The organism is Flagellimonas algarum (assembly GCF_040513375.1).
Classification (GTDB): Bacteria; Bacteroidota; Bacteroidia; order Flavobacteriales; family Flavobacteriaceae; genus Flagellimonas_B; species Flagellimonas_B algarum.
The window spans coordinates 711,509-736,051 of the sequence record NZ_JBEVTG010000001.1 but is presented as its reverse complement, the minus strand read 5'-3'; the positions used below and the strand labels follow the sequence as shown (position 1 = coordinate 736,051).

The 24,543-nt window shown below is 47.7% G+C and carries 24 protein-coding genes; 17 read left to right on the top strand and 7 right to left on the bottom strand.

Features of this window, described 5'->3' with window-relative positions; genetic code table 11:
• The first annotated feature begins 10 nt into the window (after positions 1 to 10).
• The 3 genes from ABV409_RS03425 to ABV409_RS03415 all read left to right on the top strand — a co-directional run bounded on the left by ABV409_RS03425 (position 11) and on the right by ABV409_RS03415 (position 2,746).
• Positions 11 to 595 (top strand): HupE/UreJ family protein, encoded by a 585-nt coding sequence (locus tag ABV409_RS03425; RefSeq protein WP_353876147.1) that lies wholly within the window; start codon positions 11 to 13, stop codon positions 593 to 595.
• A gap of 78 nt (positions 596 to 673) precedes the next feature.
• The gene (locus tag ABV409_RS03420) at positions 674 to 1,111 is read left to right on the top strand and encodes a deoxycytidylate deaminase (RefSeq protein WP_353876146.1); all 438 of its coding nucleotides are present in this window, start codon (positions 674 to 676) and stop codon (positions 1,109 to 1,111) included.
• Between the two features lie 12 nt (positions 1,112 to 1,123).
• Positions 1,124 to 2,746, top strand: coding sequence for a S41 family peptidase (locus tag ABV409_RS03415; protein ID WP_353876145.1), 1,623 nt, complete (start codon positions 1,124 to 1,126; stop codon positions 2,744 to 2,746).
• Positions 2,747 to 2,751: 5 nt separating this feature from the next.
• Here the strand turns inward: ABV409_RS03415 and ABV409_RS03410 are convergent, their stop codons facing one another.
• Together ABV409_RS03410 and ABV409_RS03405 are read right to left on the bottom strand one after the other, a co-directional pair.
• Complete coding sequence (locus tag ABV409_RS03410) at positions 2,752 to 2,949, bottom strand: hypothetical protein (protein WP_353876144.1); 198 nt, start codon at positions 2,947 to 2,949, stop codon at positions 2,752 to 2,754.
• 17 nt (positions 2,950 to 2,966) lie between these two features.
• Entirely contained in the window at positions 2,967 to 3,539 is a 573-nt protein-coding gene (locus ABV409_RS03405) for a MarC family protein (RefSeq protein WP_353876143.1), read from the bottom strand.
• A 100-nt stretch (positions 3,540 to 3,639) separates the two neighbouring features.
• Here ABV409_RS03405 and ABV409_RS03400 point away from each other — a divergent pair, with 100 nt between their 5' ends.
• The gene (locus tag ABV409_RS03400; protein WP_353876142.1) at positions 3,640 to 4,209 is read left to right on the top strand and encodes a DUF3109 family protein; all 570 of its coding nucleotides are present in this window, start codon (positions 3,640 to 3,642) and stop codon (positions 4,207 to 4,209) included.
• On the opposite strand, the gene ABV409_RS03395 is transcribed toward ABV409_RS03400, so the two are convergent.
• Together ABV409_RS03395 and ABV409_RS03390 are read right to left on the bottom strand one after the other, a co-directional pair.
• Positions 4,199 to 6,154, bottom strand: coding sequence for a tetratricopeptide repeat-containing sensor histidine kinase (locus ABV409_RS03395; protein ID WP_353876141.1), 1,956 nt, complete (start codon positions 6,152 to 6,154; stop codon positions 4,199 to 4,201). The two genes, ABV409_RS03400 and ABV409_RS03395, sit on opposite strands and share 11 nt — an antisense overlap.
• Before the next feature lie 9 nt (positions 6,155 to 6,163).
• A complete protein-coding gene (locus ABV409_RS03390; protein ID WP_353876140.1) occupies positions 6,164 to 6,898 on the bottom strand; it encodes a LytR/AlgR family response regulator transcription factor in 735 nt (244 codons plus the stop codon).
• Positions 6,899 to 7,720: 822 nt separating this feature from the next.
• Here ABV409_RS03390 and ABV409_RS03385 point away from each other — a divergent pair.
• Together ABV409_RS03385 and ABV409_RS03380 are read left to right on the top strand one after the other, a co-directional pair.
• Positions 7,721 to 8,707, top strand: coding sequence for a ribonucleotide-diphosphate reductase subunit beta (locus tag ABV409_RS03385; RefSeq protein ID WP_353876139.1), 987 nt, complete (start codon positions 7,721 to 7,723; stop codon positions 8,705 to 8,707).
• Between the two features lie 113 nt (positions 8,708 to 8,820).
• Positions 8,821 to 11,298 (top strand): ribonucleoside-diphosphate reductase subunit alpha, encoded by a 2,478-nt coding sequence (locus tag ABV409_RS03380; protein WP_353876138.1) that lies wholly within the window; start codon positions 8,821 to 8,823, stop codon positions 11,296 to 11,298.
• 298 nt (positions 11,299 to 11,596) lie between these two features.
• Here ABV409_RS03380 and ABV409_RS03375 read toward each other — a convergent pair whose 3' ends face one another.
• Together ABV409_RS03375 and ABV409_RS03370 are read right to left on the bottom strand one after the other, a co-directional pair.
• Positions 11,597 to 12,247, bottom strand: coding sequence for a gluconate 2-dehydrogenase subunit 3 family protein (locus ABV409_RS03375; protein ID WP_353876137.1), 651 nt, complete (start codon positions 12,245 to 12,247; stop codon positions 11,597 to 11,599).
• On the bottom strand, positions 12,247 to 13,965 hold the full coding sequence (locus ABV409_RS03370) for a GMC oxidoreductase (protein ID WP_353876136.1): 1,719 nt from the start codon (positions 13,963 to 13,965) through the stop codon (positions 12,247 to 12,249). Before ABV409_RS03370 ends, ABV409_RS03375 begins: the two co-directional genes overlap by 1 nt.
• Positions 13,966 to 14,109: 144 nt before the next feature.
• Between ABV409_RS03370 and ABV409_RS03365 the strand changes: the two genes are divergently transcribed.
• From ABV409_RS03365 to ABV409_RS03345, 5 genes are read left to right on the top strand one after another with little or no spacing between them, the layout of a single operon-like run.
• Positions 14,110 to 15,102 (top strand): sugar phosphate isomerase/epimerase family protein, encoded by a 993-nt coding sequence (locus ABV409_RS03365; protein WP_353876135.1) that lies wholly within the window; start codon positions 14,110 to 14,112, stop codon positions 15,100 to 15,102.
• A 21-nt stretch (positions 15,103 to 15,123) separates the two neighbouring features.
• Entirely contained in the window at positions 15,124 to 15,567 is a 444-nt protein-coding gene (locus tag ABV409_RS03360; RefSeq protein WP_353876134.1) for a DinB family protein, read from the top strand.
• 2 nt (positions 15,568 to 15,569) lie between these two features.
• Entirely contained in the window at positions 15,570 to 16,793 is a 1,224-nt protein-coding gene (locus tag ABV409_RS03355; RefSeq protein ID WP_353876133.1) for an MFS transporter, read from the top strand.
• Positions 16,794 to 16,814: 21 nt separating this feature from the next.
• Positions 16,815 to 18,035 (top strand): MFS transporter, encoded by a 1,221-nt coding sequence (locus tag ABV409_RS03350; protein ID WP_353876132.1) that lies wholly within the window; start codon positions 16,815 to 16,817, stop codon positions 18,033 to 18,035.
• Between the two features lie 40 nt (positions 18,036 to 18,075).
• The gene (locus tag ABV409_RS03345; RefSeq protein WP_353876131.1) at positions 18,076 to 19,212 is read left to right on the top strand and encodes a Gfo/Idh/MocA family protein; all 1,137 of its coding nucleotides are present in this window, start codon (positions 18,076 to 18,078) and stop codon (positions 19,210 to 19,212) included.
• A 45-nt stretch (positions 19,213 to 19,257) separates the two neighbouring features.
• Here the strand turns inward: ABV409_RS03345 and ABV409_RS03340 are convergent, their stop codons facing one another.
• A complete protein-coding gene (locus ABV409_RS03340; protein WP_353876130.1) occupies positions 19,258 to 19,722 on the bottom strand; it encodes an ASCH domain-containing protein in 465 nt (154 codons plus the stop codon).
• Between the two features lie 137 nt (positions 19,723 to 19,859).
• Here ABV409_RS03340 and ABV409_RS03335 point away from each other — a divergent pair, with 137 nt between their 5' ends.
• The 6 genes from ABV409_RS03335 to nadD are packed head-to-tail and all read left to right on the top strand — an operon-like array spanning position 19,860 to position 24,537.
• Positions 19,860 to 20,912, top strand: a complete 1,053-nt coding sequence (locus ABV409_RS03335; RefSeq protein WP_353876129.1) for a sugar phosphate isomerase/epimerase family protein — start codon at positions 19,860 to 19,862, stop codon at positions 20,910 to 20,912.
• A complete protein-coding gene (locus tag ABV409_RS03330) occupies positions 20,909 to 21,652 on the top strand; it encodes a 3-keto-disaccharide hydrolase (RefSeq protein WP_353876128.1) in 744 nt (247 codons plus the stop codon). The genes ABV409_RS03335 and ABV409_RS03330 overlap by 4 nt, the downstream gene beginning before the upstream one ends.
• On the top strand, positions 21,653 to 22,447 hold the full coding sequence (locus ABV409_RS03325; RefSeq protein ID WP_353876127.1) for a 3-keto-disaccharide hydrolase: 795 nt from the start codon (positions 21,653 to 21,655) through the stop codon (positions 22,445 to 22,447). It abuts the gene before it with no gap.
• Positions 22,448 to 22,502: 55 nt separating this feature from the next.
• A complete protein-coding gene (locus ABV409_RS03320; protein WP_353876126.1) occupies positions 22,503 to 23,360 on the top strand; it encodes a YicC/YloC family endoribonuclease in 858 nt (285 codons plus the stop codon).
• On the top strand, positions 23,357 to 23,959 hold the full coding sequence (gmk, locus tag ABV409_RS03315; RefSeq protein ID WP_353876125.1) for a guanylate kinase: 603 nt from the start codon (positions 23,357 to 23,359) through the stop codon (positions 23,957 to 23,959). Before ABV409_RS03320 ends, gmk begins: the two co-directional genes overlap by 4 nt.
• Positions 23,956 to 24,537 (top strand): nicotinate (nicotinamide) nucleotide adenylyltransferase, encoded by a 582-nt coding sequence (nadD, locus tag ABV409_RS03310; protein ID WP_353876124.1) that lies wholly within the window; start codon positions 23,956 to 23,958, stop codon positions 24,535 to 24,537. Before gmk ends, nadD begins: the two co-directional genes overlap by 4 nt.
• Positions 24,538 to 24,543: the final 6 nt, after the last annotated feature.

Sequence of the window (24,543 nt, the reverse complement as noted above, 5' to 3'; positions counted from 1 at the left end):
CACTTAAGCAATGCAGGATTTTTGGTTTTACATCGAATTGGGTCTGAAACACGTTTTGGATATCAATGCCTATGACCATATTCTTTTTTTGGCGACGCTTGCCATCCCTTTCAGCTTTAAACAATGGAAGCAAGTAGTCATTCTGGCCACAATATTTACCATTGCCCACTGTCTGTCATTGGCTTTTTCAGTGTATGATATCGTGAAGGTCGATGTTGGGTTGATCGAATTCCTTATTCCCGTGACCATTGCGTTGACAGCAGGCTTCAACCTCTTTCGTCTCGCTAAGGAAGAACGTTCGACCGGAATCTATTTCCATGGCTTGGCTACCGCTTTCTTCGGGCTGATCCACGGCTTTGGTTTTTCGAATTACTTCAACATGTTGATGGCAGAGGAAACCCATAAGATCGGACCGTTGCTCGGTTTTGCCGCCGGAATCGAACTTTCTCAGGTGACCGTGATCTTGTTGGCCTTGGTGGTCGCCTACCTTTTGGTAGGAATCTTGAAACTGGATCGAAAGTGGTACATAGGCGTTACATCGATCTTAGTGCTTTTGGTGACAATACCGATGATGATCGATACGTTTCCTAATTGAACGATCGTTAATTTTAAGCGAATTCCATTGCACCTGCAATCAAAGCCCCTATATTTAAAAAACATCCCTAAATAACGCATGAACGCACGCAAGCAGGAAAAATATGATAAGGCTTACCTAAGAATGGCCAAAGAATGGGGCAAGCTCTCGTATTGCAAACGCAAGCAGGTGGGCGCGATCATCGTCAAAGACCGGATGATCATTTCAGACGGGTATAACGGAACCCCGACCGGATTTGAGAATTTCTGCGAAGACGAAGAAGGATATACCAAATGGTATGTTTTACATGCCGAAGCCAATGCTATCCTCAAAGTGGCCGCATCGACACAGTCGTGTGAAGGGGCGACCTTATACATCACGTTGTCTCCCTGTCGGGAGTGCAGCAAGCTGATCCACCAATCCGGAATCAAACGGGTGGTGTACCAGACGGCGTACAAAGACGATAGTGGATTGCGATTTTTGGCACGGGCCGGTGTTGAAATCGTGCATATGCCCATTTTGGAAGAGATGGTCTAGACCCAAATACCTATGAAGAAGTACAATTACCTCATACCTACTTTGTTGGCCTTGGCCGTGGCCATTGGCATTTTCATTGGAGGAAAATTACACTTCAATGATTCGCCGGAGAGGCTCTTCTCGACGAATTCCAAAAAAGACAAATTGAATCGATTGATCGATTACATCGACTATGAATACGTTGATGATATCGACACCGATAGTATCGTCGATGTGACCGTGAACAACATTCTCGGTAAACTCGACCCGCATTCCGTTTACATTCCCAAGGAGGATATGGAAGCCGTATCCGAAAACATGAAAGGTGATTTCGTGGGGATCGGAATCCGGTTCAATATGTTCGGTGACACCCTGACCGTAGTGCGAACCATCAAAGACGGCCCGAGTGATCGCATGGGCCTTCAAGCCGGTGACAAGATATTGACCGCTGATGGCGATACCCTCTTCGGCAAGCGAATAGCGAACTCGCTATTGGTCGAAAGACTGAAAGGACTCGAGGGGACCCGTGTTAAGCTTGGTGTTTATCGCAAGTCTGAAAACCGGTATTTCGATGTCGATGTCAAACGCGACGTGGTACCGATAAAGAGCGTGGTCGCTGAGTTCATGTTGACCAACGATTTGGGTTATATCAAACTCAACCGCTTTGCGGAATCAACTTTCAAGGAGTTCAAGAAAGCCTTGTTCGACTTGGAGCAAAAAGGCGCGAAAAAGTTGATTTTGGACCTTCGTGACAATCCGGGTGGGTATTTGGGTATCGCTGAGAAAATGGCGGATGAATTCCTAAAAAAGGGAAAACTGATCCTTTTCACTAAAAATAAGAGCGGCACGATAAAAAAGGCGTACGCTACCGATCGCGGTACGTTTGAAGACCGACCGGTCTATGTCTTGATCAACGAACGTTCGGCCTCTGCCAGTGAGATCATCGCCGGGGCTTTGCAAGACAATGATGTCGGAACCATTGTCGGGCGACGTTCATTCGGCAAAGGTCTAGTGCAGCGCGAAATGGATCTAGGTGACGGTTCGGCAGTACGGCTAACGGTTTCACGCTATTATACACCTACCGGACGATCGATTCAACGATCGTATGAAAAGGGACACGACGATTATTATCAAAAATTCATGGAACGTTACAACAGTGGTGAACTGGTGACTGTAGATAGCATCAAAGTGGCCGATTCGTTGCGATTCGTCACTCCGAAAGGCAAGGTGGTCTATGGTGGTGGGGGCATCATACCCGATGTCTTCGTGCCGATCGGTTCCATCAACCAGGAACGGGTCGAAAGCTTGGATTCTTCAGGCTTTTTCTCCGACTTCGTTTTTCGATTCTTGGAACGTGACCGCAGCCGTTTCCAAAATTACCCCCGAATGGAATTCATCGAAGACTACCAGGTCGATGACATTCTCTTCGAACGGTTTATCGATTACTTGTTGGACCGGGGCATTAAACTGGATTTTTACGGGCAAGAGCGAAAAATCAAGACGTATATCAAGGCGAATATCGCCGAACAGCTGTATTCCCCCAATTTAGCCGCAAGGATCAAAACCGAACATGACATCATGTTGGATCGGGTACTTGAAATCGATAATGAGGTGATGCAGCGTATGGAAGAAGCCGAAATCCGCTCGAAAGACTAAGGGCGCTACTTCAAGCGTTCCTCGATTTTCTTGGCCGTATTGAAGATGAGCAAGAGCACGATGGCACATAAGGAGGCTACGATACCGATACAAGCGATCAGACTATCACCCTGAAAAAGGTTGTCAAAATCAAGTAAAGTGCTGTTGTAGGCCGCCAAGGCCAAAGCTAGAATAATAAGGATGATGATCAAGGTCCTACCCATGATGCTTCTTTAAGGTGTTAAAACAGCGCGTTGATGTTGGTCGCGAACAACTTTACCGCTATTGCCAACAAAATTACGCCAAAAACTTTTCTGAAAACGTTTAAACCGGCCTTGCCCAATAACTTTTCGATTCGGGCCGAAAATTTCAAGACCAAGAACACGAAGATGATATTTAGGATGATGGCCACGATGATGTTTTCAACATGATATTCGGCACGAAGGGCCAATAGGGAAGTCAGTGTGCCTGCCCCTGCGATGATCGGAAATGCAATGGGGACCACCGAGGCACTCTCGGGTTCCTCATCCTTGTACAAACTGATGCCCAAGACCATTTCAATCGCCAGGAAAAAAATGACGAAAGCCCCCGCAACGGCAAACGAATTGATGTCGATGCCGATCAGTTCCAAAATGCGTTCCCCAACGAATAAAAAAGCCACCATGATGCTAGCCGCGACGATAGAGGCCTTTTCCGATTGGATATGTCCGACCTTGGTCCGCAATGAGATGATGATCGGAATACTCCCTAAAATGTCGATGACCGCGAACAAGACCATGGTCGCTGTGGCGATTTCCTTGATGTTGAAATTCATCTTCCCGAAATTTTGAATGCAAAGGTAGGGTAATGGGTTGGCCCCGGATGTCCTACTTTGTTTATTTTTGGGATGGATTACTGCAAAATTCCACCGCTATATGTTCCAAATTGGAAAGACCCTGGTCTCCGAAGCGATTGTCGAAAATGATTTTGTCTGCAACTTGAATGCCTGCAAGGGGGCCTGTTGCGTCGATGGGGCTTCAGGGGCGCCTGTTGCCGAATCGGAAACGGCCATACTCGAATCGGTGTTCGAACAGGCCAAACCTTTTTTAAGGAAGGAAGGAATCGCGGCGATCGAAGCCCAAGGAACCTTCGTCAAAGGTAGCGATGGGGAATGGGAAACACCCTTGGTCGATAAGGAGGAATGTGCCTACGTGATTTTTTCGGATGGGATTGCCAAATGTGGGTTGGAGGAGGCCTACAATCAGGGTGCCACTTCATGGAAGAAACCGATATCATGCCACCTGTATCCAGTGCGTACCAAAGAATATTCGACCTTCACCGCCGTCAATTACCACAAATGGGCCATTTGTGACCCAGCTTGTAGTTTAGGGGACGAATTGAAAGTCCCGATTTATAAGTTCGTCAAGGAGGCCCTGATCCGTAAGTTCGGCGAAGCCTGGTATACCGAACTGGAAGCCGTGGCGGACGCGATTTCTAAACCATAGGGATTTCAAGGACCACCTTGGTGCCTTTGGGCATGCCTTGGTCATCGAAAAGGTCAAGGATTTCAACGTTGAAATCATTTTGAAAGTCCTTGGCAAAGTTGGCCAAGCGTTCTTTGGTGATATCGATGCCGACCGATTTCCGTTTCAATACACGACTTTCCTTCAAGCGTTCGGAAGCCTTGCGACCGACGCCATTGTCAATGACGCTGATGAGCAGGTGCATGTCGTCTTTGTTTGTAATGTTAAGCCAAATGTTCTTTTCACCTTCTTTGGCAGAAAGGCCGTGCCAGATGGCATTTTCCAAGAACGGTTGTAGTACCATTGAGGGTATTTTGATCAATTCAGGATTCAATCCGTCGGCGATATTGATGTCGTAATTGATCTCATCGGAGAAACGGATCTTTTCGATATTCAGATAGAGCTCAACGGTCTCCAACTCCTCGGCCAAGGCGATTTCCTTCATTGAAGACCCCTCCAGGATACGCCGCACCAATTTTGAGAACTTGTTGAGGTAATGCACCGCGTTTTTCTTGTCATTGTTGATGATGTAGAGCTTGATCGAGTTCAGGGAGTTGAACAGGAAATGCGGGTTCATCTGGCTGCGTAACATATGCTGTTCAAGACCGATCACGCGTTTCTCTTGATTGGATTGGTACTGCCGGTACATGATGAAAAGGATGGTGCCGATCAGTCCGATGAGTAGGGCACTGACCAAAATTGTGGTTTGGTTTTTACGCAGCCGCAGCCGCACCAGCTCATTCTCCTTGGCCAAGTCCGATATCTGGTTGTTCTTCTTTTCGGTTTGGTACTTCAAGATGATATCGTTCATGTAGCGTACGTTGCGCTCATTGATGATCGCCTTGTCCATCCGGTCGGCTTCCTTATAGTATTCCAAGGCTTTTCGATCGTTGCCTTTTGCATGTTCAAGGTCCGAAAGGTGTTGGTTGCCGAAAATGATCATGCTGGGCAGATTGCTTTCCACGGCCATATCCAAGCCTTGTTTCATATAACCCTCTGCTTCATTGAGACGGTTCGCTTCCAAAAGGGCCCAGCCGGTATTGATAAGGACCGACGAAAGAAGGAACTTGTCACCTAGCTCGGTGGCGGGAGCCTTGATACGTTCCAAAAGTTCAAGGGCCTTCTCAGCTTCCCCTTGTTTTAGATGGATTTGTGCGATGCTGTTTTGGCAAATGACCCTACCGAAATCATTGTTGATATCATCGTTCAAGGCCAATGATCGGCGGTACCGGTCAAGGGCGCCCTCGAGGTCTCCTTTGAACATCAGGCACTCCCCAATGTTTTGGTTGTTGATCGCTAGGCCCAAGGTGTTGTTGAGTTCTTCTTCAAGTTGTAGGGCACGTTGAAATTGGGAGATGGCCAAGTCATACTGCCCCAAGGTCGAATATAAGTTGCCAATGCTGTTCAGGGCCACATTGATGTTCCGTTTGATGTGCAACGAAGGCCGTTGCACCGTATCGGCTATTTCAAGGGCACGTTGGTTATAGTCCAAAGCGGTACGTATGGCATCACTACGGCGATAGGCCACCCCGAGCATGTTCAAACTGAAGACCTGCAGTTCGGCGTTTTCGATCGATTCGGAGAGCAACAGCGCCTCTTGGTGTAGGGCGATGGCCCTTTTGAACTCAGATCGGTTACGAAAAACCGTTCCCAATTGGTTCAGGGCATAGGAGCGGCCTTCGGGGTATTCGTTGGTTTCGGCTTCGGCAATAAAGGTGTTCAGTTTGACGGTATCACGTTTAAATCGGCGAAGGGTGCTATCAAGCGATTTGTAGGTCGTAGGCCGCTTTGCCAAAAGTCCGTGCATGACCGATTCGAAATCCTGCTGTGCATTGACCGGTAAGGCCAACATCAAAAAGACGAGCACGCATAACGGATAGGATTTGAAAGAAACAGCGGTATGGGTAGCGAAAAGGCTATCTGGCATTCACGAAAGTTATAAAAGATCCAAAAAATCGGACTTCTTCTGCCTGGAAACGGGGATTTTATGTCCTGATTTCAACACCACATAACCATCGGTCTTCAAAAATTCCTTGATCTTGCCAAGATTCACCACATAGGAATTGTGGATCCTAAAGAACGCCTCCGAAGGCAACAGTTGGTTGACTTCCTTTAATTTCTTGGTCAAGAGCAATTTTTGACCGTCTTCAAGGTAAAGGGTACTATAGTTGCCATCGCTTTCGACATAGAGGATCTCTTCACTTTCCAAGAACAACAATTTTCCGTCGGTATTGATGGTGATTTTCCTGTCTATCGATTTCGCGTTGAAATTGACCAGGATCTGTTCAAGGCGTTCGGCGGTGTAGTTCTTGCTGTTGTATTTCTTGATTTTAAGGATGGTATCGTTCAAGTCATCGGTGTCGATGGGTTTCAGCAGGTAATCAAGCGCCTCGTTTTTCAATGCCTTCAAGGCGTATTGGTTGTAAGCCGTGGTGATGATGACCGGAAAATTCTTGTTTTTCAGGTTCTGGATGAACTGGAAACCGTCCATAATCGGCATTTCGATGTCAAGAAACAGACAGTCTGGCGTATTTTTTTCCAAATAATCCAAGGCTTCATGGGCATCGGTAAAGGAAGCGATCACGGTCACCTCGTCACTGAGGTTGGTGAGCTCCCAACTGAGGCTCTCCAAAGCTTTGGATTCATCGTCTACCAATACGGCTTCAAGCATGGGTTAGGATTTGTATAAGAATTTAAAAGTACCACTATTATCGGAGTGGCCCTTGATAATTTGTGTTTATGGATGAACTGGACGTATAACTGGTCGGTATTGGCTTAAGGCTTGCATTATACGATTTTTACTACATTTTGATGGGGCCGAGTGCCGAGAATCCATCCGTACAGGATTTGCTACCATCCATACAACCGCTCAAAGTAGCAACCGATTCGCCAAGTATCTTCGGAATATCAATTAAACGACGAACGACCACGACCAATATTATGAAAAAGTGTTTGATATTTTTTGTGCTGCTGCTAATCGCCTTGGTGTTCGCTGCGGCCAGTGATGTCGAAGCGACCATGGAAGGACAAACACCTTTGATAGGGGCGCATGAATAAGAAATACCAACGATCGTACGGCCAACCAACATGCCTATGCGTGTGAATTTACGAAATAAATGATGTCGCTGTCGATGGTGGAATGCTAATTGGGTTTCGGGGGAACTACCTTTTTAGTGCCTACATCGTAAAGCGGCATGGCCGTACGCTTTGGTTGAAATAGTTATAGTGTCGAAAGACCATTGAGTATCTTGAAAAATACTTTTTGGTCTTTTTTTTATCCTTCTTTTTTGTTGAAAATCAGCCAAAACCGATGTCGGTTGATCCAGTTCAGTATACATCTGGTGCGAAGCTACATTTCAACAGTCCGTGTTAAAAACTTTGGACGGGTTTTCAATAAACAAACTTTACATTTAGGTAACATTTTTGAATCTTTGTTTGCTCCTACCGAAAGGTACCTCATCCAAGTTTTAATTTTTTCAAAATACAGAACACTATGTCCGCTGCCATTGAGCCTATTCTAGAAGAGAACGAAGACCGATTCGTCATTTTTCCGATCCAACATCACGATTTATGGGAGTGGTATAAAAAATGCGAGGCTTGTTTTTGGACGGCGGAAGAAATCGATCTGCACCAAGACCTTACCGATTGGAACGATAAACTGAGCGAGGACGAGCAGTATTTCATCAAGCATATCCTTGCGTTTTTCGCTGCATCCGATGGGATCGTCAATGAAAACCTGGCGGAGAATTTCGTGAACGAGGTACAGTATTCGGAGGCCAAGTTCTTTTATGGTTTCCAGATCATGATGGAGAACATCCATTCGGAAACCTATTCCTTGCTGATCGATACCTATGTGAAAGACGAAAAGGAGAAGAACGTCTTGTTCAAGGCCATTGAGAATTTCCCGGCGATCAAGAAGAAGGCCGATTGGGCATTGAAATGGATTGAATCACCGAGTTTCGCCGAGCGATTGATCGCTTTTGCGGCCGTTGAGGGCATCTTCTTCTCTGGCGCGTTCTGTTCTATTTTCTGGTTGAAGAAAAGAGGGTTGATGCCAGGATTGACTTTTTCGAACGAGTTGATCTCTAGGGATGAGGGCATGCACTGCGATTATGCCGTACACCTACACAACAAACACCTGATCAACAAGGTGCCTAAAGAACGCATTACCGACATCATCGTAGACGCCTTGAACATCGAACGCGAGTTCATTACCGAATCCTTGCCGGTGAGCTTGATCGGAATGAACGCTAAGTTGATGACCCAGTACCTCGAATTCGTGACCGATCGATTGTTGGTCGAGTTGGAGTGCGAAAAAGTCTATAATGCTACGAACCCCTTTGATTTCATGGATATGATCTCGCTACAAGGAAAGACCAATTTCTTTGAGAAGCGGGTTTCCGAATACCAGAAAGCCGGGGTATTGAACAAAGAAAAGGATACCGATTCACAGAAAATCAGTTTCGACGCCGATTTTTAACGAACCGAACACCCCAGCTGCCCTATTGTAAGGTCATTGGCCCCAAACCAAAGATGAACTGAATACCTATCGGCTATTAGTAAAATGATGTGCCACTAACTAAACTGTAAAAAATGTATGTAGTAAAACGAGACGGAAGAAAAGAGCCGATGATGTTCGACAAGATCACGGCCAGGGTAAGAAAACTATGCTATGGCTTGAACGACCTGGTAGATCCGGTCAAGGTGGCCATGAGGGTCATCGAAGGCTTATATGATGGGGTAACTACTTCGGAACTCGACAATTTGGCCGCTGAAATCGCTGCGACCATGACGACGACCCACCCTGACTATGCTCGATTGGCGGCACGCATTTCCGTTTCCAACCTACACAAGAATACCAAGAAGTCCTTTTCCGAAACCATGAAGGACCTTTACGAGTACGTCAACCCACGTACCGGTAAAGACGCCCCCTTGGTTTCCGATGAGGTCTATGAGGTCATTGCCAAGAATGCCGAAAAATTGGATTCGACCATCATCTATAACCGTGATTTCGGCTATGATTACTTTGGCTTCAAAACCTTGGAACGATCGTACCTCTTAAAACTCAACGGAAAGATCGCCGAACGCCCACAACATATGTTGATGCGGGTCGCGGTCGGCATCCATTTGGATGATCTTGATTCGGCCATCGAGACCTATGAGTTGATGTCGAAGAAGTATTTTACCCACGCGACGCCAACACTTTTCAACTCGGGCACACCAAAACCACAGATGTCGTCATGTTTCTTATTGGCGATGAAAGACGATAGTATCGACGGTATCTACGACACCTTGAAGCAGACCGCGAAGATTTCGCAATCCGCAGGGGGGATCGGTCTATCGATACACAACATCCGCGCGACGGGATCCTACATCGCAGGCACCAACGGGACATCGAACGGTATCGTACCCATGTTGCGTGTATTCAACGATACGGCACGTTATGTCGATCAAGGCGGAGGAAAACGAAAAGGGAGCTTCGCTATTTATGTCGAACCATGGCATGCCGATATTTACGATTTCCTTGATTTAAAAAAGAACCACGGAAAAGAGGAAATGCGGGCGCGAGATCTGTTCTACGCCATGTGGATCCCCGATTTGTTCATGAAACGCGTCGAGGCCGATGCCGAATGGACCTTGATGTGCCCGAACGAGTGCCCAGGCTTGTTCAGTAACCATAGTGAGGCCTTCGAGGAACTCTATCTCAAATACGAAGCCGAAGGAAAGGGCCGCAAGACCATTAAGGCCAGGGATCTATGGGAAAAGATCTTGGAATCACAAATCGAGACCGGTACTCCTTACATGCTTTACAAGGATGCCGCTAACCGCAAGAGCAACCAAAAGAACTTGGGGACCATTCGCTCCTCAAACCTCTGTACCGAGATTTTGGAGTATACCTCACCTGATGAAGTGGCGGTATGTAACCTAGCTTCGATCGCCCTGCCGATGTTCGTCAAGAACGGTGCTTTCGACCACAAAGAACTGTTCAAGGTCACCAAACGTGTCACGAAAAACCTGAACCGTGTCATTGATCGCAATTACTATCCGGTCGAAGAAGCGAAAAATTCGAACATGCGCCATCGCCCTATCGGTTTGGGCGTTCAAGGACTTGCCGATGCCTTTATCATGCTGCGCCTGCCGTTCACCAGTGACGAGGCCAAGCAACTGAACCAAGAAATTTTCGAGACGCTCTACTTTGCCGCGGTAACCGCTTCTATGGAAGAAGCTAAGGTAGAAGGAGCGTATTCGTCTTACAAAGGCTCACCGATTTCAAAAGGGGATTTCCAACACAATCTTTGGGGTGTGAAGGACGAAGAACTATCCGGCCGATGGGATTGGGACAAACTAAGAAAAGACGTCAAGAAACACGGGGTGCGCAATTCCTTATTGGTCGCACCGATGCCAACGGCATCTACTTCACAGATCTTGGGGAACAACGAATGCTTCGAACCCTACACCTCGAATATCTACACCCGAAGGGTATTGTCTGGTGAGTTCATCGTAGTCAACAAACACCTTTTGGAAGACTTGGTACGATTGGGCTTGTGGAACGAGAATTTGAAGCAGGAATTGATGCGTGCCAACGGATCGATCCAACACATCGATATCATTCCGGAAGACATCAAAGAGTTGTATAAGACCGTTTGGGAGTTGAGTATGAAAGATATCATCGACATGAGCCGTCATAGGGGCTACTTTATCGATCAGAGCCAGTCGTTGAACCTCTTTATGGAGAATGCCAATTATGCCAAGCTGACTTCAATGCATTTCTATGCATGGAAAAGCGGCTTGAAAACGGGCATGTATTACTTGAGGACGAAAGCGGCCGTTGATGCCATTAAATTCACCTTGGACAATACCAAGAAGAAAGAAGTTCCGGTCAGTGTTGCAGCCGAAGCCGAAGTCGAGGCAGCGACCCCGAAGACCGCTTCGAGCTTAAAGGTCGAGGCTACACCGGTCTCGCAGCAGGAAGTCGACATCCAACCAATGTCGGAAGCGGAGATGAAAGAATTGATCGCGCGGGCCAAAGAAGGTCAGGCAGACGATGACTGCCTCATGTGCGGATCATAGTGTGATAGTGTTTATTTGATCAAATACCTCGGGAACATCCACCCCACGTTCGGATAAGTACCGAGGTGTTTTTGTTTGCTACCGGGCCGTTTGGGCCTATTCTACCGGAATACGGTCGGGTTTTTTCTTGAGACTGAGGTAAAGGAACCTAGCGATTAAAATCCATACCATTTGTGTAAGATTGGGATATGCAAACGGTTCTTCTCATCGATTTCGTGTGGCAAACGACCGGTTTTCGATGAAATGAAAAAAGGCCCTTCCTGAGAAGGGCCTTTTTATATGCGCTATATCAAATAAATTATAACGACCAGGCTTTTCCACCGGTGAGCTCGTTCACGTCGCCACAGGCCACGTATTCACCCGGTATGGGCAGATAGGCCAATACTTCTTCGCCTACGTATTCAGAAGAGCGATAGCCCCAAATCGTAATATCCCTGAGGTTGTTCGCAAAAAGATAGCAGGCCACTTCATCATCGAGTGTCGCCGATTCTCCGGACATAGTCGACTCAACGAATTGGTTCATCGCCTCTTCATGGGCTTCTTCCTGCTCTTGGGTGCGCTTGGTGAGGTACTTGGCGAAAACGGGACTGATTTCCTCCGCGTCGAGGTCCGAAAGACTTTCCTTACCGGCATCGGCTAGCAGTGCGTTACCGAACTTTTCAAACATCATTTTCATCATCTCCCCTTGTTCTACGGGCAAAACTTCATTCGCAAACTGGTCGATGAATAGATGTACATTGACTTCGGTAGCTGAAGGGGTATCCGTTTTCGGTAAAAGGATATCCAACAAGGAGTGCAATACCGCCCCTTGTTCCTTACTGAAAAAGCTTGGGGTCCAATCGACGACTTCCTTGCCCTTACAGCTTTGAACGATTCCCAATACGGTCGGGGTGGCTACGGCATAGCCAAAAACCATCCCCATATTCTTCAATGCGGTTCTTCTTTCCATTATAATGTTCCTTTTTTGAGTTCCTGGGCGGCATGGTTCGCTGCCCTGGCGGTAAATGCCATATAGGTCAATGAGGGGTTCACGCAAGCGGCAGAGGTCATAAAGGCCCCGTCGGTTACATACACGTTTTTACAGTCGTGTACCTGGTTGTACGCGTTGACGACCGAGGTTTTACGATCGCGTCCCATCCGGGCCGTTCCCATTTCATGAATACCCAACCCTAGGGCACCGGGGTTGTCAAAAGGCTCCACATCACGTAGCCCTGACTTTTCCAACATATCAACTGCCTGTTCTTTCATATCCTCCCTCATTTTCCATTCGTTTTCCTTGAACTCGGCATCGAAGGTTACGGTGGGCAATCCCCATTGGTCCAACTTCTCATAATCCAAAGTCATGCGGTTGTCTTCGTAGGGTAAGACCTCTCCGAATCCTCCCATTCCGAAGGTCCAGCCTCCAGGTTTTAGGATGGCGTCCTTTAAAGCGGCACCGTGTGAGAGTTCTGAGACGGCATCGTCCCAATTGCCTCGACTGGCACCACCTTGGTAGCCGTAACCCCTAAGGAACTTATCGGTGTTCGTAGCCCCTCCGATATTGCGGAAACGCGGTAAGTAAATACCCCCGGGCTTACGACCTTTATAATATTTGTCTTCGAAACCGTCGAATTTTCCGCTGGCACCGACCCCAAGATGGTGGTCCATGATGTTACGGCCCAATTGATCGGAATCATTACCCAGACCGTTCGGGAATCGGTCCGATTTCGACTGCATTAATATGGCGGTCGAAGCGATGGCCGAGGCACAAAGGAAAATGACCTTGGCCTTGAATTCGAATTCTTCCTTGGTGACGCGGTCGATGACCTTCACCCCGGTAGCTTTTTTGGTATTCGGGTCGTAAATGACCTGGTGCACGATCGAATCGGGTCTTAGGGTCATGTTACCCGTACGTTCGGCGGCGGGTAATGTAGAGGATACACTACTGAAGTAGGCCCCGAAAGGACAGCCTCTGATACAGCGGTTCCTAAATTGGCATCGGACCCTGCCGTCACCTTCGAAACGTTTGTCACTATTGATATGGGCTACACGACCGGCGGTCATGACCCTGCCATCGAAATGCTCTGCGACTTTTTCGCGAACGTGCTGCTCGACACAGTTCAGTTCCATCATGGGTTCGAATTGCCCATCGGGTAATTGCGGCAAGCCGAGAAGTTCACCGGAAACCCCAATGTACGATTCGACTTTGTCATACCATGGGGCAATGTCTTTATAGCGCACCGGCCAATCGACCGCATGACCATCTTTTTTGTTGGCCTCGAAGTCAAGGTCGCTCCAGCGGTAACTGTGTCGCCCCCACATGATCGAGCGCCCTCCGACGTGATAACCACGCATCCAATCAAAACGTTTGGTCTCGTTATACGGATGGTCAAGGTCATTGACGAACCAATCTTTGGAAGCCGCTTGGGTGGTATAACCCGTTCGGTTTTGCTTTTCCTGCTTTAATAGATCTTCCCGGGTGGGCTGTCCGTTGTTCGGAAAATCCCAAGGGTCCATATTCGCCGTCGGATAGTCTTCACGGTGCTTGACCATCCGGCCCCTTTCGAGGACCAAGGTCTTCAATCCGTTCTCACAAAGTTCCTTGGCGGCCCAACCACCGCTAATGCCCGTTCCTACAACAATTGCATCATACGATTCTTGTTCCTCGTTGTAATAGAATTTACCCATTTATTTCTCGATTGTTTATTCTCTAAAAGTATTAAATATTAAATTAATTTTCTACATTTAATCCCCTTGTTTATTGTGAATTTAGCACTACAACGTTGTAGTAAATCTTAATCTGTTAATTATCAGAACCTCAATAAAACCAACATGAAACGACGAAAATTCATGGCCGATACTGCCAAAGCGGGTATTGCGATTACCGCATTGGGAAGTTACGCTTGTAAACAGCAAAAAAAAGAAACCGAAATGACGGAAGAAGTGGTAGCGGCAACGGGGCCATTTTTTAAACTGTCCTTGGCCCAATGGTCGATCAATAAAATGATTCGATTCGAAGGGGTCGATCCCTACACTTTTGCCGAGAAAGCAAAAGCCTGGGGCTTTGAAGGATTGGAATATGTGAGTCAACTCTACAGCAAGGAACTGGAGGCTGCCGACTATTCGGAAGAAGCCATGGCCAACTTTGTCAACAAATGCAATGCCGAAAGTGAAAAACATGGCCTTCGCAATGTATTGATCATGGTGGATCGGGAAGGCGATCTGGCTGCTAGTGATGCCGAAGAACGTAAAGCAGCCGTTGAGCGCCATCACAAATGGGTCGACGCCGCCGCGGCTTTAGGATGCCATTCGATTCGTGTGAACCTGAACGGGGTGCAGGAAGCGGAAGCCTGGACGACCGCATCGGTCGATGGCCTGACCCAATTGGCCACCTACGCCAAAGACAAGAACATCAACATCATCGTAGAGAACCATGGCGGCCTGTCTTCGAACGGCGCCCTGCTCGCCGGGATCATGCAACAGGTGAATATGGAAAATTGCGGCACCTTGCCCGACTTCGGTAATTTTTGCATCAAACGTGAAGACGGTTCCTATTATGAATCGAAGTGCATCGAAGAATACGACAAATACCAAGGGATCGAGGAGCTCATGCCCTATGCCAAGGCCGTCAGCGCCAAATCCTATGATTTCGATGACAACGGCAATGAGACCAAAATCGACTTCGCCCGTATTTTGGGGTTGGTCAAGCAAGCGGGATATACCGGATATATCGGGGTCGAATACGAAGGGGAGAATTTAGGAGAGGAAGCCGGTATCATGGCCACGAAAGACCTTCTCATCAGGGAAGGCACCAAGCTTGCCTAGTTTAACTTAGCACCGACACCGATGCAATCATTGTTCAATCAACTATTTGATTACAATTTTTACTGCAATAAGACCCTTATTGCCCAAATGCAAGCCCTTGAGAAGGTTCCGGAAAAAAGTAAGGAATTGTTCAGCCATATCTTGAACGCCCACCATATATGGAACAAACGGTTGCTTGATGAACATTGGCAGTATGAGGTTTGGCAGGTGCATGAACCATCGGCATGGGAAGACATCCATTACGAGAACCAACGCACCACTTTCGAGATCATCACCAATACCGATGATTTTTCTAAACGGGTAGACTATAAGACCACCGAAGGGCGGGTTTTCGCGAATGAACTGAAAGACATCCTCTTTCATATCGTCAACCATTCGACCCATCACCGGGGGCAATTGGTCATGGACTTTCGAAAGAACAAGATCGAGCTATCGCCCTTGGATTATATTTATTACAAAAGATAACTATGAAGCCCGTCATTAAATTCCAGTTGTCGTTGATGATGTTCCTTGAATTTTTTATTTGGGGAGGCTGGTTCGTTACCTTGGGGATTTATTTGCCCAATTCCCTCGGGGCCAGTGGGGCCGATACCGCCTTGGCCTATTCAAGCCAATCGTGGGGCGCCATCATCGCCCCGTTCATCATCGGTTTGATCGCCGACCGCTATTTTAATGCGGAGAAAGTACTGGGCATCTTGCATTTGATCGGCGCCGTATTGATGTACCAAATGGCGAATGCCGACCAGATCGGGACCTTTGTGCCCTATGTCTTTGGCTACATGATCGCGTACATGCCCACCTTGGCCTTGGTGAATTCGGTGTCGTTCAATCAAATGAAAGACCCGTCAAAAGAGTTTGCTTTTATCAGGGTATTCGGAACTATTGGATGGATCATCGCAGGTCTTGCCATCAGCTATTTCGGGTGGGATAGTGAACAAGGTGTTCAAGAAGGGCTGCTGCGCAATACCTTTTTAATGGTAGCCGGAGCATCGGCACTTTTGGGCGTGTTCAGTTTTCTCTTGCCAAAGACCCCACCTCGTGTCGGGAAGAACGAAAAAGTATCGATCGCCGATATCATTGGTCTGGATGCTTTGAAACTGTTGAAGAACAAGAATTTTTTGATTTTTTTCGTCGCCTCCATCCTAATCTGCATCCCGCTTGGGTTTTACTACCAACATGCCGGCCAGTTCCTAGGGGAAGTCGGTGTGGCCAATCCTGCGGCCAAAATGTCCATAGGACAATTGTCGGAAGTACTGTTCATGCTTTTGCTCCCTTTCTTTTTCAACAAATTCGGATTTAAAAAAACCATCTTGGTGGGGATGCTCGCTTGGACGGTCCGTTACCTACTATTCGCCTATGGCAATGCGGGCGAACTGGCTTTTATGCTGATAATCGGTATCGCCTTGCACGGCATTTGCTACGATTTCTTTTTTGTGTCAGGACAGATCTATACCGACACCAAGGCCGGTGAAAAATATAAGAGCGCCGCTCAAGGATTGATTACCTTGGCCACCTATGGCCTGGGGATGTTGATCGGTTTTTGGATCGCCGGGCGGATCACTGATGCCTATGTAACCGACGCCGGACATGCCTGGGAGACCATATGGGTGTATCCGGCCCTCTTCGCGGCAGTGGTGTTCGTTTTGTTCGCCCTGTTGTTCAGGAATGAAAAAATAGAATATAAAGAATAACAATACCTAAAACCAATTTGAATGGACAACATTAATAAGAACAAACTTTTTTGGGCGGCTTGTATTTCGCTTGTGGTGACTTCAATGACTTTTGCCATACGTGCCGGGATATTGACCCAATTAGGCATGGATTTTGAGATAAACAACGAACAGTTGGGTTATATCAATAGTATGGCATTCCTCGGTTTTCCGGTGGCCATGCTGATCGGGGGTTTATTGTACAATACTTTGGGAGCTAAGAAAATATTGATAATCGCTTTCGTTTGTCATATGTTGGGCCTTATTCTCACTATTGCCGCAGGCGGCTTTTGGACCCTGATCATATCCACTTTTTTCATTGGGTTCGCGAATGGCTCCGTAGAGGCGGCTTGCAACCCCATGATCGCGGATATGTATACGGATAACCGTACGGCGATGTTGAATAAATTCCATGTCTGGTTCCCAGGTGGTTTGGTCATCGGCGCATTGGTTTCCAAATTCATGACGGATGCGGGCATGGGTTGGCAGTTGCAAATCGGCACCATGTTCATACCGACCCTGATTTATGGTTATTTGGCTTTCACCCAGAAATTTCCTGAAAGCGAGAATATCGAATCCGATACCTCGGCGAATATCAAGGCCCTGGCCAATCCATTGTTTTGGTTTATGATGATATGTATGACCCTTACCGCGACTTCGGAGTTCATACCACAACAATGGGTCGAAACCATTTTGGGAAGTTCGGGGGCAAGCCCTATGTTGGTGCTGGCATTGGTCACCGGAATAATGGCTTTGGGTAGGTTTTTCGCAGGCCCGGTGGTTCATCGCTTGAATCCCATCGGCGTTCTCTTGATGTCAGCGATAATAACCGCGACGGCTATCTATTTTATGAGCGTTGCCGAAGGGGGCATGATTTATGTCGCCGCTGCATTATTTGCCTTCGGAGTTTGTTATTTCTGGCCCACGATGATTGGTTTTGCTTCAGAGTACACCTCAAAAACAGGGGCTTTGGGCATGTCATTGATGGGAGGTGCGGGAATGTTCGCCACTTCCATCTGGAACCCGATCATAGGTTCTAGATTGGATGACGAAAAAGCTTCGGCCTTAGCTTCTGGGCTGCAAGGACCAGTTGCGGACGTTGCTGCAGGTAAGGCGGTTTTGGGCTTTATGGTATATTTTCCCTTGGCACTAGTGCTACTATTCGGGATTTTATTTGTTTTGAGAAAGAAAATCGAGCAGCATCGGATTGTTCAAGCCCATTAATCAGTAATTTGTTTTATCCAATTCATAACAGAACCAAGAAATGCCAAAGAAAATAAGATTAGGAATATTAGGTGGCGGTGGTGACTCCCTGATCGGGGTGTTGCACCGGGTCGCTTCCTTCATCAACGACAACTATGAAATCGTGGGGGCGGTATTCAATCCCGATTTTGAAAAGAATATCGGCTTCGCCAAGGAAATCGATATTCCAACGGATCGGATCTATGCCGATTTCGACACCTTGATCGAAGAAGAGTTGAAATTACCCGAAGACCAGCGCATCCAGGTATGTTCGGTACAAACCCCGAATTTCCTGCATTTCCCCATGGCCAAAAAACTGTTGGACAATGGTTTTCATGTCATTTGTGAAAAACCGATGACCATGGATTATGCCGAAGCGAAAACGCTACAGGAAGCACATCGAAAATCGGGCAAGGTTTTTGCCTTGACCCACACCTATACCGGGTATCCGATGGTGCGGCAAATGCGTCAAATGATCAAAAACGGGGAATTGGGCAAGATCCATAAAGTCGATGCCCGGTACTACCAAGGCTGGATCAACCCGATCATTCACGATAAGGAAAAACGTTCTTCGGTTTGGCGGTTAGACCCGACCAAGGCCGGCATCAGTTCATGCATGGGCGATATCGGGGTACACGCATTCAACCTTTTGGAGTATACCACTGGACTTCAGGTAAAGTCGCTTTTATGTGATTTCAACTATTTATACGAAGACAATGTCATGGATGTTGACGGAACGGTGCTTGTGCGCATGGGAGACCATGTCAAAGGGGTCGTTCGTGCCAGCCAGGTAGCCACCGGTGAGGAAAACGGCTTGGCCATTCGTATCTATGGTGAAAAAGGGGGCTTGGTCTGGGAACAGGAAAACCCGAACTATCTCTATTTCCATACCGAAGGAAACCCATTGCAAGTTTATAAACCCGGACATCCTTATAATTCGAAACTATCATTGGACGGGACGAAGTTACCCCCCGGACATCCCGAGGGCATCTTTGATTCCATGGCGAACATCTACCTCGGAGCCGCCAAGGCCATTCGTGGTGAAGCCCATGATGATGGCGAATACCCGACCATGGAAGATGGCGTTCGCGGAATGAACTTTATCGAAAGTACGGTAAGGTCACATAAGGAAGGTTCGGTCTGGATCGATTTGGATTAGCGCATCCACTTGCCTCAAATACCGTAATGGCCGCTTTTGCGGCCATTATTTTTTAAAGACCAATTCAAAGCGCTCGAAGACCACGATCATGCTTTCAAGTGGGGTACGGCCAAAGGCGGCCAGTTCGCGGGTATAATACTCCCAATGCACTTTTTGCCAATGGGCCAGGCTTTTATCGCCTTCACCCTCCAAACGGGCATGTTCGGCATGTATGGCAAAATAGGGTACTAATTTCACTGAAGTCGTGCGAACGATGCATTTGGCATCGCCTTTCCAGTCGGTAACGACGAAAAAGTCACCGATCTTGGGTAAGGTTTCTTCGCGGTTCTGCATGCCCAATAGCGAATGCGACGTCGCACGCTTGATGTCTTTGGCCACTAAGTCGGCGAGCTGGTTGGCATCTTTTTCATTATCGCCGAAATATCCGACGCCTGGGGCCGGTTCGTTGGCGAATTCCAAATTGGCGTCTAAAAAATCTCCCCAGAGGTTGCGTGCCGATGCGTTTTCCATCAAATATTTATTGAGCTAATGGGATTCGTAATACAATTTTTAGTACTTTCAAAAATAACGAATCATACTGTTTTTTCTAAATATAGCAGATCATCATCGATAATCCCGAATAGTTCATTCCACCTAAACCAGAATAAATGAAAACAATAAAAGGACCTGCGGTTTTTTTGGCGCAGTTCGTAGATAGCAAACCACCTTTCAACTCCCTTGATGGCCTATGTAAATGGGCGGCCGATTTAGGGTATAAGGGCATCCAGATACCAACTTGGGAAAAATTCTTGATCGATTTGGATCTAGCCGCCGAATCACAGGACTACTGTGATGAATTGAAAGGGAAAATCAATGGCTACGGCCTCGAGATCACCGAGCTGTCGACCCACCTTCAAGGGCAATTGGTCGCGGTTCATCCGGCCTATGATATCATGTTCGATAATTTTGCGCCGGATCATCTTAAGGGCAAACCCAAAGAGCGAACGGAATGGGCCGTAGAGACCGTTAAAAAGGCCGCTACAGCCAGCCGTCGATTGGGTATTTCGGCACATGCTACTTTTTCTGGGGCCTTGCTTTGGCACACCGCCCACCCATGGCCACAACGCCCACCGGGGTTAGTGGAAATGGGTTTTGAAGAACTGGCCAACCGATGGATGCCGATTTTGAACCACTTTGACGAAGAAGGGGTCGATGTCTGTTATGAGATCCATCCTGGTGAAGACCTTCATGACGGCGATACTTTTGAACGCTTTTTAGCGGCCACAGGAAACCACAAAAGGGTGAACATCCTCTACGACCCCAGTCACTTTGTGCTGCAGCAATTGGATTACATTGCCTATATCGATCATTACCACGAATTCATCAAATCGTTTCATGTGAAGGATTCGGAATTCAACCCCACAGGTAAAAAAGGGGCCTTCGGAGGATATAACGATTGGTCCGATAGGGCCGGGCGGTATCGTTCGTTAGGAGATGGCCAAATCGATTTCAAGACCATCTTTTCGAAGTTGACCCAATACGGTTGCGATGTTTGGGCGGTCATGGAATGGGAATGCGTCATCAAAAGCCCGGAACAAGGCGCTCGTGAAGGGGCGAAGTTCATTGCCGATCATATCATCGAAGCCACGCAAAAGACCTTTGATGATTTTGCCGGGGCCGAAATCGATAAGGCACAATTAAAACGAATTTTGGGATTATGAAAAAAACGATACTGATCGTCTGTGTACTTGTGGCATTTTCCTGCAAAGAGAAAAAAGCCGCTAATAGCAAGGTCGAAACTACAGCAGAACCGATGGAAGCAACAAGCGATACCGATTGGAAGGTCCTTTTTGACGGCACCTCATTTGATGGCTGGCACTTTTACAATGCCGGGGCCCTCACCGACCCATGGAAAATTGAAGATGGGGCCATGGTGTTTTACCCACCGGCCGAACGTCCGAACGGGGAAAGCTATAATATCGTAACCGACACCGAATACACCGACTTTGTGTTGCATTTGGAATGGAAGGTTTCTGAAGGGGGCAATAGCGGAATTTTCTGGGGGGTTTTTGAGGATGCGAAATTCGGGCAGCCTTATGAGACCGGACCGGAGATACAGGTCTTGGACGATGAGCGCCATCCTGATGCCAAGAACGGGACCACCCACCAAGCAGGCGCCTTATATGATATGGTCGCCCCAGCTGAAAAAGCGGTCAAACCCGCTGGCGAATGGAATACCGTTGAGCTGACCGTCGATCATAGGAATAACCAAGGACAGGTGTTGCTCAATGGGGTCAAAATCGTCGAGTTCCCCGTTCATGGGGAAGCGTGGGATGCCATGGTCGCCAAATCGAAATTCGCCGATTGGGAAGGGTTCGGTGCCTACCGTACCGGAAAAATCGGGCTTCAAGACCACGGGGATATCGTGGCTTATCGCAACATAAAGATCAAAGCCTTGTAGATGAAACGGATACTATTTTTGATGGGAGTGGCGATGGTGGTTTCCTGCCAACAAACTCCCAAGGCCGAAGTGGCCGAGACAGCGGAAGCAGTAGAACTACAAGAAAAGCAAGAACCGACCACCCCTGAAGAAACGGAAGTGTACGAGCCCGTGCCGCCCAAGGTCGGTCAAAGCGATTCAGGAGTGCCCAGTGATGCCATTGTCTTGTTCGATGGCAGCGATTTCAGTGAATGGGTAAGTGCTGTCGACAGCAGCGCCGTAGCCTGGAAGTTGAATGGTGACGGAAGCATGACCGTGGCCGATAAGACCGGTGATATCCAAACGAAAAGGAATTTCGGAAGTGTTCAGTTACATCTCGAGTGGCGGTCGCCTGCAGCAGTTCAAGGAGCGAACCAAAGCCGCGCGAACAGTGGGGTATTCCTGCAAGGGCGCTATGAAGTACAGGTATTGGACAACAATGATAACCCGACCTATGTCAACGGGCAAGTGGGGTCCGTTTACAAACAGCATGTCCCCTTGGCCATGGCTTCCGTGCCTTCAGGCGAATGGAATAGCTATGACATCATTTTTCACGCCCCGATTTTCGATGGCGATGGTCAAAAAACGGAACCGGGCACCTTGACGGTACTCCATAACGGAGTATTGATCCAAGACCATATTACGCTATTGGGAACGACGGAGTACATCGGATGGCCAAAGAACGACGCCCACGGTAAAGCCCCGATAAAACTTCAAGACCATCGGGACAACAGTCGGGTCAGTTACCGCAATATTTGGGTGCGTGAACTCGACTAGGCCCCTGACCTAGGCTCGGTTTTACCTACCTTTGCCAAAATTTTAGCACCATACTATGATCCAATCCATGACCGGCTACGGAAAGCACAGTGTGCAACTGCCTACCAAAAAGATCACGGTAGAATTAAAATCGCTGAACAGCAAAAACCTTGATATCAATGCGCGGATCCCCCAAGGGTATCGCGAAAAGGAAGTGGCCTTGCGTAAAGAGATCGCCGATGTTTTGGTGCGTGGTAAGGTCGATTTTTCACTATTTGTTGAAATCACCGGTGAAGTGACCACGGCAGAGATCAATCAAGGGGCGGTAACAAAATATATGGACTCCTTACGGCAAATCGCAACAGGTGACGAGGTCAAACTTTTGGAATTGGCCCTGCGCATGCCCGACACCTTAAAGACCGACAAGGAGGATATCGATCCAGAAGAGTACGAGCAGATTCGGGGTGCCTTGAAAATGGCCTTAAAAGCCATTGCCAATTTCAGGACTGAAGAGGGGCAGGTATTGGAGAAAGACTTCCAACAACGCCTTGCGGCACTCAACGCCTTATTGGAATCGGTCAAGGAAATGGACCCGCAACGTCTTGACACCATCCGCGAACGCCTGCAAAAAGCGGTGGCCGAGTTGCAGGTCGAGGTGGATAAGAACCGCTTCGAACAAGAGCTCATCTATTATTTGGAGAAATACGACATTACCGAAGAGAAAGTCCGCTTGGCGAACCATTTGTCCTATTTCAAGGAGAACCTGGAGTCGAACGATTCAAATGGCAAGAAGTTGGGCTTTATCAGTCAAGAAATAGGTCGTGAGATCAACACCATAGGATCAAAAGCCAATTATGCTCCCATGCAACAACTCGTGGTACAAATGAAAGACGAATTGGAGAAGATCAAAGAACAAATGCTGAACGTATTATGAGCCAAGGCGGAAAACTGATCATCTTTTCAGCACCTTCGGGCAGCGGCAAGACCACCATAGTCAGGCACCTTTTACAACAACCCGAACTCAATCTGGCCTTTTCGGTCTCAGCGACCTCCAGACCTAGACGCGGGAAAGAAAAAGAAGGGGAGCACTATTATTTCATGTCGATATCGGCTTTTAAAAAGCATATCAAGGAAGGCGATTTCCTAGAATGGGAAGAAGTATACCGCGACAACTTTTACGGCACTTTGCAAAGTGAGGTCGAGCGCTTGTGGAAGGAAGGCAAGAACGTCATCTTTGACATCGATGTGGCTGGCGGATTGCGAATCAAAAAGAAATTTCCAAAAGAGACCCTGGCCGTTTTCGTCAAACCGCCTAGTGTGGATGAGTTGAAGATCCGATTGAAAAAAAGGAGCACTGAAAGTGACGATAAGATCAATATGCGGATCGCCAAGGCATCCGTAGAGTTGGCTACCGCCCCGCAGTTCGATCACATCATCAAAAATTACGATCTCGATGTGGCCTTGGCCGATGCCCATGCCCTTGTGGCGCAATTCGTTGGTGTGAACATCGATGGAACCCAAGAAGGAGCATGAAGCGGATCGGACTGTATTTCGGCACCTTCAATCCCATTCATGTGGGGCATTTGGTCATAGCGAACCACATGGCCGAATTCTCGGATCTTGATGAAGTTTGGTTCGTAATCACTCCCCAAAGTCCGTTCAAGGTAAAGAAGACGCTCCTAGACAACAACCATCGCTATCAAATGGTCTTTGAAGCGATTAAGGAATATCCGAAACTAAAGGCCAGCCGGGTAGAGTTCAAGTTGCCCCAACCGAATTACACGGTGCATACCTTGGCCTATATCAGTGAAAAGCATCCGACGTATCGCTTCGCTTTGATCATGGGGGAAGATAATCTGAAGAGCTTTCCGAAATGGAAGAATTATGAGGTGATCCTTGAAAACCATGAGCTCTTTGTGTACCCGAGAATTAGTGAGGGCGAGCTCCCCGAGGTGTTGAAAGACCATCCTCGGATCCATCGCGTTTCGGCACCTATCATGGAGTTGTCCTCTACCTTTATACGAAGATCTCATAAGGAAGGAAAGGACATCCGACCCATGCTGCCCGATGCCGTATGGCGTTATATGGATGAAATGAACTTTTATAGGTAGGGCCGG

What these genes read in the sequence shown, in the direction of transcription:
- ABV409_RS03425 (WP_353876147.1), top strand. Translation starts at nt 11, where the DNA reads ATGCAGGATTTTTGGTTTTACATCGAATTGGGTCTGAAACACGTTTTG.
- ABV409_RS03420 (WP_353876146.1), top strand. Translation starts at nt 674, where the DNA reads ATGAACGCACGCAAGCAGGAAAAATATGATAAGGCTTACCTAAGAATG.
- ABV409_RS03415 (WP_353876145.1), top strand. Translation starts at nt 1,124, where the DNA reads ATGAAGAAGTACAATTACCTCATACCTACTTTGTTGGCCTTGGCCGTG.
- ABV409_RS03410 (WP_353876144.1), bottom strand. Translation starts at nt 2,949, where the DNA reads ATGGGTAGGACCTTGATCATCATCCTTATTATTCTAGCTTTGGCCTTG.
- ABV409_RS03405 (WP_353876143.1), bottom strand. Translation starts at nt 3,539, where the DNA reads ATGAATTTCAACATCAAGGAAATCGCCACAGCGACCATGGTCTTGTTC.
- ABV409_RS03400 (WP_353876142.1), top strand. Translation starts at nt 3,640, where the DNA reads ATGTTCCAAATTGGAAAGACCCTGGTCTCCGAAGCGATTGTCGAAAAT.
- ABV409_RS03395 (WP_353876141.1), bottom strand. Translation starts at nt 6,154, where the DNA reads ATGCCAGATAGCCTTTTCGCTACCCATACCGCTGTTTCTTTCAAATCC.
- ABV409_RS03390 (WP_353876140.1), bottom strand. Translation starts at nt 6,898, where the DNA reads ATGCTTGAAGCCGTATTGGTAGACGATGAATCCAAAGCTTTGGAGAGC.
- ABV409_RS03385 (WP_353876139.1), top strand. Translation starts at nt 7,721, where the DNA reads ATGTCCGCTGCCATTGAGCCTATTCTAGAAGAGAACGAAGACCGATTC.
- ABV409_RS03380 (WP_353876138.1), top strand. Translation starts at nt 8,821, where the DNA reads ATGTATGTAGTAAAACGAGACGGAAGAAAAGAGCCGATGATGTTCGAC.
- ABV409_RS03375 (WP_353876137.1), bottom strand. Translation starts at nt 12,247, where the DNA reads ATGGAAAGAAGAACCGCATTGAAGAATATGGGGATGGTTTTTGGCTAT.
- ABV409_RS03370 (WP_353876136.1), bottom strand. Translation starts at nt 13,965, where the DNA reads ATGGGTAAATTCTATTACAACGAGGAACAAGAATCGTATGATGCAATT.
- ABV409_RS03365 (WP_353876135.1), top strand. Translation starts at nt 14,110, where the DNA reads ATGAAACGACGAAAATTCATGGCCGATACTGCCAAAGCGGGTATTGCG.
- ABV409_RS03360 (WP_353876134.1), top strand. Translation starts at nt 15,124, where the DNA reads ATGCAATCATTGTTCAATCAACTATTTGATTACAATTTTTACTGCAAT.
- ABV409_RS03355 (WP_353876133.1), top strand. Translation starts at nt 15,570, where the DNA reads ATGAAGCCCGTCATTAAATTCCAGTTGTCGTTGATGATGTTCCTTGAA.
- ABV409_RS03350 (WP_353876132.1), top strand. Translation starts at nt 16,815, where the DNA reads ATGGACAACATTAATAAGAACAAACTTTTTTGGGCGGCTTGTATTTCG.
- ABV409_RS03345 (WP_353876131.1), top strand. Translation starts at nt 18,076, where the DNA reads ATGCCAAAGAAAATAAGATTAGGAATATTAGGTGGCGGTGGTGACTCC.
- ABV409_RS03340 (WP_353876130.1), bottom strand. Translation starts at nt 19,722, where the DNA reads ATGGAAAACGCATCGGCACGCAACCTCTGGGGAGATTTTTTAGACGCC.
- ABV409_RS03335 (WP_353876129.1), top strand. Translation starts at nt 19,860, where the DNA reads ATGAAAACAATAAAAGGACCTGCGGTTTTTTTGGCGCAGTTCGTAGAT.
- ABV409_RS03330 (WP_353876128.1), top strand. Translation starts at nt 20,909, where the DNA reads ATGAAAAAAACGATACTGATCGTCTGTGTACTTGTGGCATTTTCCTGC.
- ABV409_RS03325 (WP_353876127.1), top strand. Translation starts at nt 21,653, where the DNA reads ATGAAACGGATACTATTTTTGATGGGAGTGGCGATGGTGGTTTCCTGC.
- ABV409_RS03320 (WP_353876126.1), top strand. Translation starts at nt 22,503, where the DNA reads ATGATCCAATCCATGACCGGCTACGGAAAGCACAGTGTGCAACTGCCT.
- gmk (WP_353876125.1), top strand. Translation starts at nt 23,357, where the DNA reads ATGAGCCAAGGCGGAAAACTGATCATCTTTTCAGCACCTTCGGGCAGC.
- nadD (WP_353876124.1), top strand. Translation starts at nt 23,956, where the DNA reads ATGAAGCGGATCGGACTGTATTTCGGCACCTTCAATCCCATTCATGTG.